Annotated in this window: 5 protein-coding genes; 3 read left to right on the forward strand and 2 right to left on the reverse strand. The window is 67.9% G+C overall.

Annotation, left to right across the window (positions count from 1 at the left end; all coding sequences use genetic code 11):
* The first annotated feature begins 264 nt into the window (after positions 1 to 264).
* Positions 265 to 1275 (forward strand): dTDP-glucose 4,6-dehydratase, encoded by a 1011-nt coding sequence (rfbB, locus tag AB0H49_RS30265; RefSeq protein WP_357256233.1) that lies wholly within the window; start codon positions 265 to 267, stop codon positions 1273 to 1275.
* A gap of 147 nt (positions 1276 to 1422) precedes the next feature.
* Here the strand turns inward: rfbB and AB0H49_RS30270 are convergent, their stop codons facing one another.
* Together AB0H49_RS30270 and AB0H49_RS30275 are read right to left on the reverse strand one after the other, a co-directional pair.
* Positions 1423 to 3153, reverse strand: coding sequence for a DUF2142 domain-containing protein (locus AB0H49_RS30270; protein WP_357256234.1), 1731 nt, complete (start codon positions 3151 to 3153; stop codon positions 1423 to 1425).
* Positions 3150 to 4139: a glycosyltransferase gene (locus AB0H49_RS30275; RefSeq protein ID WP_357256235.1), complete on the reverse strand. Its 990-nt coding sequence runs from the start codon at positions 4137 to 4139 to the stop codon at positions 3150 to 3152. Before AB0H49_RS30275 ends, AB0H49_RS30270 begins: the two co-directional genes overlap by 4 nt.
* Positions 4140 to 4249: 110 nt before the next feature.
* Here AB0H49_RS30275 and AB0H49_RS30280 point away from each other — a divergent pair, with 110 nt between their 5' ends.
* Entirely contained in the window at positions 4250 to 4792 is a 543-nt protein-coding gene (locus tag AB0H49_RS30280; protein ID WP_357256236.1) for a GtrA family protein, read from the forward strand.
* Positions 4793 to 4918: 126 nt separating this feature from the next.
* Positions 4919 to 6817 carry a glycosyltransferase gene (locus tag AB0H49_RS30285; RefSeq protein WP_357256237.1) on the forward strand — a complete coding sequence of 633 codons (1899 nt, stop codon included), beginning with the start codon at positions 4919 to 4921 and terminating at the stop codon, positions 6815 to 6817.
* Positions 6818 to 6926 lie beyond the last annotated feature (109 nt).

The following is a 6926-nucleotide window of genomic DNA, read 5'->3' on the forward strand; positions in this document are numbered from 1 at the left end:
GGGGACTAGATGATCGAAATCTAGAGCAGCTAACGCGTGGTGAACCGTTTGTGACCGTTAATTCAAATTTTGTTCACCATTGCGCCTCACGGCTTGGTGCGGTCCCGGAAACGTGCACCCGAATCCAGGGTTTTCGGCGGCGAACCAAACCGGTCGTCATTCTCCTAGCGAAATGTAAAGAGACGAAGGTCACACTCTTCGGGCTAGAGCCTTTGATAGCCCTCCGCCATAGAAGTCGGGTGCCTGCCCACGTAAGGTCGTAGCGTGCGATTGCTCGTAACCGGCGGCGCCGGATTCATCGGTGCGAATTTCGTCCAGCAGACCGTGGCCGAGCGGCCCGGCACGAGGGTGACCGTGTTGGACGCCCTGACCTACGCGGGCAACGAGGCGTCGCTCGATCCGGTGGCCGACCGCATCGAATTCGTGCACGGCGACATCGCCGATCTCGACCTGGTCGACGAGCTGGTCAGCGGAGTGGACGCGGTGGTGCACTTCGCCGCCGAATCGCACAACGACAACTCGCTCACCGAGCCGTGGCCCTTCGTGCAGACGAACATCGTCGGCACCTACTCGTTGCTGCAAGCCGTTCGCAGGCACGACGTGCGCTACCACCACGTGTCCACCGACGAGGTGTACGGCGATCTCACCCCCGACGCGCCCGCCTTCACCGAGTCCACCCCGTACAACCCGTCGAGCCCGTACTCCGCGACCAAGGCGTCCAGCGACCTGCTGGTCCGCGCCTGGACTCGCTCGTTCGGCGTGCGCGCCACGCTGTCCAACTGCAGCAACAACTACGGCCCGTACCAGCACGTGGAGAAGTTCATCCCGCGCCAGATCACCAACCTGATCGACGGCGTGCGTCCTCGGCTCTACGGCGCGGGCCATCAGATCCGCGACTGGATCCACGTCGACGACCACAACCGCGCGGTGTGGGACGTCCTCGACCGCGGCCGCGTCGGCCAGACCTATCTGATCGGCGCGAACGGCGAACTCGACAACAAGACCGTGGTGCGGATGCTGCTCGAGGCGTTCGACCGCGACCCCGACGATTTCGACCACGTCACCGATCGCCCCGGCCACGACCAGCGCTACGCGATCGACGCCACCCTGCTGCGCACCGAACTCGGCTGGACCCCGCGCTACGCCGACTTCCGCGCGGGCCTGGCGGCCACCATCCAGTGGTACCGCGACAACGAATCCTGGTGGCGTCCGGACAAAGCCGCGACCGAACGCGCCTACACGGCGGCTGGTGAGCAGACCCTGGACCTCGCGTAGTTCACCGGCCGGGCCCGGTGAATCCCTAGATCTGCCCGCTGCGACAGCGGTAGCCGCCATTTCGACGATCCGCGGCGACCGCGCACACCACCGTCGCGCCGAAGCCGGCCCCGAGCTGGACGCCGGCCACCGTGCGGCTCGGAAGGCTCAGCCCCAGACGATGGTGCTGTACTTCGCGACCGAGGCGATCAGCGCGACCGAGCTCGCGACGACAATCGTCACCGCAGGTCCCCGCGTCGGCGTCTTCCCGCGAGCGTCGGTGAGCCGCAACGGCATCCAGCGCAGCAGCGCCGCGAACGCGACCAGCGCGAGCGGCACGAAGTAGCGGCCCTGCACGCCGTCGATGATGTAGTAGCCAACTGGCGTGAACGACATGTACAGCGTCACGTAGATCATCGCGACGCTGGCCGCCACCGTGAGCGCCACGACCAGCGTCCGCACGAAGGTGGCGGTGCGCGGGTTCATCCGGTCCGCGATGCCGACGCTCACCGCGAAGGCGAGCAGGCAGGCCAGCACCGCGACTGCGGGCACATCGATGTAGGCGAAGCCGAGTTCGCCGAAGAACTGGGTGAACCAGCGCTGGTCGCGGTAGGAGATGCTGTCGCCGAAGACGCTCAGGAAATGCAGTGGATCACCGAGGATCTCGCCGAGTTGTTCACCGGGCTTGACGGTGTACCACTGGTGCGGCGGACGCATCAGGCTCATGCCGTCGCCGGTGGGCGCCGCGATCTTCATCCAGACCGCGAAGGCGAGCGCGCCTCCGGCGGCGAAAGCCCACGGCACCAGTCGGCGCCAGGTGAAGCCGGAATCCGCCGCACCGCCGAAGAATCCGAAGCGGTCCACCGGCACCAGCACCACCAGCATGGCGAGCAGTACGTAGGTCGGCTTGCTGACCGGCAGCAGCAGCGTCGCGCCGAGCAGGGCGACCGTTTCGGCGCGGCTCAGGCCGTTGCCGAGGAACAGCGCCTTGATCAGCAACGCGGACACCATGATGGCCAGCGCGTTGGTCAGCGTGTCGGCGGTGACCGTGCCCGCCTGGAACACCGCGATCGGCAGCACCGCGACGGTGAACGCCAGCCACTGCACCCGATGCGCGCGCAGCGCGTACAGGCCGAAGCCGACCACGATCAGGTAGGCGAGCAGACCCGCGAGCCGGGTCAGCAGCACCATCGAGCCCACGTCCAGGTCGAAAAGCCCCGCGGCCCGAATGCCAACGGCGGCGGGCACATACGGCACAGGGGAGTAGGCGGCGGTGTTGGTGAACCAGACCGACGTCATGGGCGAGTCGACCGGGGCGCTCTTCAGCCGGTCGTACGCGCCGGGATCGGCCACCATGGGGTCCGGCTCTTGCGGGTTGTCCTGGTAGTCGCGGAACGAATAGCCCATCAGCGCGTCGACATTGACGGGCACATCGCCGCCGTAAGCGAGACCGCGACCGTCCTCGATCTGCTGCGGCAGGAAGCCGCCGTACGCGACCTGGTAAGCGCGGCCGAACTGGGTGATCTCGTCGTGGCCCCAGAACGGCGGGGAGAGCACGGCGAACAGCGAGCCGAAGAGGGCGGTGATCACCGCGAACGCGACGGTCGCCGCGCCGAAGCGAGTGACGATGGCGAGACCGGCCTTTCGGACCGTGCCGAACGCGCCGGAAGACGTCGAACCCTCTTCGCGCGCGGCGGCTTGTTCCGTGTCCGAAGCGTCGATCGTCTTCGTGCTGTCGGCCGCGGCCTCTTCACGCGTGGCCGCAGCCTGTTCCGTGCCCGGCGTGAGCTTCGCACCGTCGGTCGATTTCGCGGACCCGTTCGTCGACGCGTCCCGACCTTGCTCCCCCTCGTGCCCGTCGGCCCCCACCGTGCTGCCGCGATCGGCGGACGTGGTCACCGCGCGTCCCCTGGGCCCGACGCGTCACCGCCGTTTCGGAACGGGTCGTCCTCCGCGACGACCGCCGAATAGCGCAGGTAGACCAGCCGCGCCGCCTCGTGGCGGGACCGGCGGATGCCGTCGAGGATCAACCCGGCGGTCCAGGCCAGGCTGCCGAGAAGAAGCAGCGTGAAGCCGAGGAACAGGGTGGGGAAGCGCGGAACCTCGTGCGTCCTGGTGAATTCGATGACGATCGGAATGGTCAGCACGATCGAGACCAGCCAGCTCAGCGTGCCGAACAGACCGTAGAACGCGACGGGCCGCTCGTGCCTGGCCAAGCCGATGATCAGCGCGAGGATCTTGAAACCGTCGTGGTAGGTGCGCAGTTTGGACTCGCTGCCCGCCGGGCGATCGCGGAAGCCGACCGGAACGGCGGTCTGCGGAACCCGCAGGTGCAGCGAATGCACCGTCAGCTCGGTCTCGATCTCGAACTCGCGGGAGACCGCGGGGAAGCTCTTGACGAACCGGCGGGAGAACACCCGGAAGCCGCTGAGCATGTCTTCGACGTTCTCGCCGAACACCTTTCCGACCACGCCGTTGAGCACTCGGTTGCCGGCCTCGTGGCCCGCGCGGTAGGCGGTGCCGGAAGCGTCCTGTTTGCGCACGCCGAGCACGTGATCGTAAGGGCCGTCGAGCAGCGTCTTGATCATCAGCGGGGCGTCGGCCGCCTCGTAGGTGTCGTCGCCGTCGATCATCAGGTAGACGTCGGCCTCGATGTCGGCGAACGCGCGCCGCACCACGTTGCCCTTGCCCTTGGTGTGTTCCTGGCGGACGATCGCGCCTGCCTGGCGGGCCAGTTCGGCGGTCCGGTCGGTGCTCAGGTTGTCGTAGACGTAGACGACGATTCCCGGCACAGCGGCTTGGAGGTCGGCGACAACCTTGGCCACCGAGGCCTCTTCGTTGTGGCACGGGACCACGGCGGCAATACGAAGCTCGGTGGAGTCCACCCGGGGTCATTCCTCGATGTCGGCGCGAATGGGGAACACGGGGGAGGGTACATGGCTCGGGACATCCGGCGCGCACCCGAGGCATTCGGGTGCTGGGGTACCGTCGCCCGGTGTCTTTCCCCGAGCAGCCCGTGTCGACGCCCGAGCGCTCCGAGTCCGCCGAGGCGTCCGCGCCCGCCCCGGTCCCGTCGAGCGAGTCGCTGATCACGAAGCTGGTCGCGGCGCTGCGCAAGGGCGCGGCCTTCCTGGTGGTCGGCGCGATCGGTTTCCTCGTCGACGCGGGCACCTACAACGTGCTGGTGTTCTGGGGCGGCGAGGGCGTGCTGTATCACGCGCCGCTGCCCGCCAAGATCATCGCGATCGCGGTGGCGACGGTGGTGACCTACTTCGGCAACAAGTGGTGGACCTTCGGCGACAAGCGGACCGACAATCCGGCGCGCGAGTACCTGCTCTACGCCGTGTTCAATGTCGTCGCGATCGGCCTGCAACTGGGCTGCCTCGGGTTCTCCCGCTACGTTCTCGACCTGTCCAGCCCGCTGTCGGACAACATCTCGGGAACACTGGTAGGTCAGATCGTCGCGGTGGTCTTCCGGTATTGGGCGTACGACAAATTCGTCTTCACCGGCAAAGCAGCAAATAGTCAGCAACAATAACGGGTGTGATACCCCTGGTTGCTGGACGGGCGGGCTCCGACGTCGGTTGATATCCTCGCTCCCGCCGCGCACGGCATCCAGGGGCGTGTCTGTCCCGTCGGCAAGAATGAGGATTTCGAGGACTTCATGGAGCAGTCGGCTACCCAGGCCGTTACCGAACCGAACGATCACGCTACGCCCGCCGCCGCGCCCGCCTCGCTGCGTGCCGATCATCGGGCGCCGGACCGGATGGTCCTGCAGCGGGGCATCTTCACCGGTCCATCGGCCAAGGTGAGCGACGAACTCTACGCGGTGGTCAAGGGCCGCGCGGCGCGGGAACGACTGGCGTTGCGCTTGGAGAAGGGCGCCACCGCCCACACCAACACCTACTTCGGCCGGTTCGCGGCCAGCTACTGGCAGCGCTGGACCACCGTCACCGAGGTGCGCGCCACGATGGTGCTCGACGTGACGAAGAAGGCCAGGGTCCGTCTGGTCGCCTCGGACATCGCGGGCCACCGCAGGATCGTCGACACCGCCAAGGTCGACGCGAGCGGCCCGCTCACCCTGACCGCGCCGCTCGATCAGTACGTCGACGGCGGCGCGATCTGGCTGGAGTTCGACGCCGACGGCGGCGAGCTCGGCATCTCCGAACTCACCTGGACCTCGGTCGCGCCGGAGCGGGTGCGCCCGGTGGCCATCGCCATCTGCACGTTCAACCGCGCCGCCGACTGCGCCGAGACGGTGGCCGCGCTGGCCTCCGACCCCACGGTGCTCGCCGCGATCGACGCGGTCTACGTGGTGGACCAGGGCACCGATCTGGTGCAGGACCGGCCGCGCTACCAGGAGGTGCAGCCCGTCTTCGGCGACAAGCTGCGCTACATCCGGCAGCCGAACCTCGGTGGCGCGGGCGGTTTCACGCGCGGTCTCTACGAGGTCTCCGCGGTCAACGAGCACGCGGACGTCATCCTGATGGACGACGACATCCTCTGCGAACCGGAAACGGTCCTGCGGCTCAACGCCTTCGCCAACCTGACCGTGGAACCCACCCTGGTCGGCGCGCAGATGCTGTTCCTGCTCAACCCCGACTACCTCAACGTCGGCGCCGAAGAGGTGCACCTGCACGAGCTGCGGCACGGCCAGAAGGTGCCCAAGGCGCTGCGCAACACCAGCATGCTGAAGAAGAACCAGGAGCGCCGCGTCGACGCCGGCTACAACGCCTGGTGGACCTGCCTGATCCCGGCCGAGGTGGTCGCGAAGATCGGCCTGCCGGTTCCGATCTTCTTCCAGTGGGACGACGTCGAGTACGGCGTGCGGGCGCGTGAGCACGGGTTCGTCACCGTCACGCTGCCCAACGCGGCGGTCTGGCACGCGGACTTCTACTGGAAGGACTACGACGACTGGGCGCGCTACTTCAGCACGCGCAACTCGCTCATCGTCGGAGCCATGCACGCCGATCTGGACGGCAAGAAGATCACCAAGCAGCTCTTCCGCAACATCGCCGAGCACTTGGTCGCCATGCAGTACGGGTTGGTGCACACGACGTTGCAGGGCATCGAGGACTTCCTCGAGGGTCCGAAGATCCTGCGCGACGGCGGCATCGCCGCGCTGGCCGCCGCCCGCACCAGCCGCAACGACTACGGCGAGACGATCAAGCACCCGGCCGCGACGCCGCCGGTGCGCGCGGCGGACATCCAGTTGCGCAGGGCCAGCGGCGAGCCGAGCCGGGAAGCGCTTGTGCTCGTCAAGCGCGCGATCAACCAGTGGTTCGGCCGCACCCAGCACGGCCTGATCGGGATCACCCGCGAGGACGCGCACTGGTGGCACGTCTCGCTGTTCGACCACGTCGTGGTCACCGACGCCTCGCAGTCCGGCGTCCGGGTGCGGCAGCGCGACAAGGCCCGCGCCCGCCAGCTGCTGCTGCGGACGTTCCGTGTGCTGCGCCGCCTGCGTCGTGAGCTGCCCGCGCTGCAGGAGCGCTACCGCGCCGCCATGCCGGAACTCACCAGTCGCGCCAACTGGGAGCGCCTCTACGGCATCAACGGCTGAGCCGAGCCGCGGGGGCCGCGACCCCCCCGCCCCCCCCGGGGTTAAAGACACCACGCGGTCGCGCCGCAGCGCGGGGGGCCGCACCAAAAAGGCGGCGGCGGGGGACCCC

This window comes from Nocardia sp. NPDC050713 (assembly GCF_040654315.1).
GTDB lineage: Bacteria > Actinomycetota > Actinomycetes > Mycobacteriales > Mycobacteriaceae > Nocardia.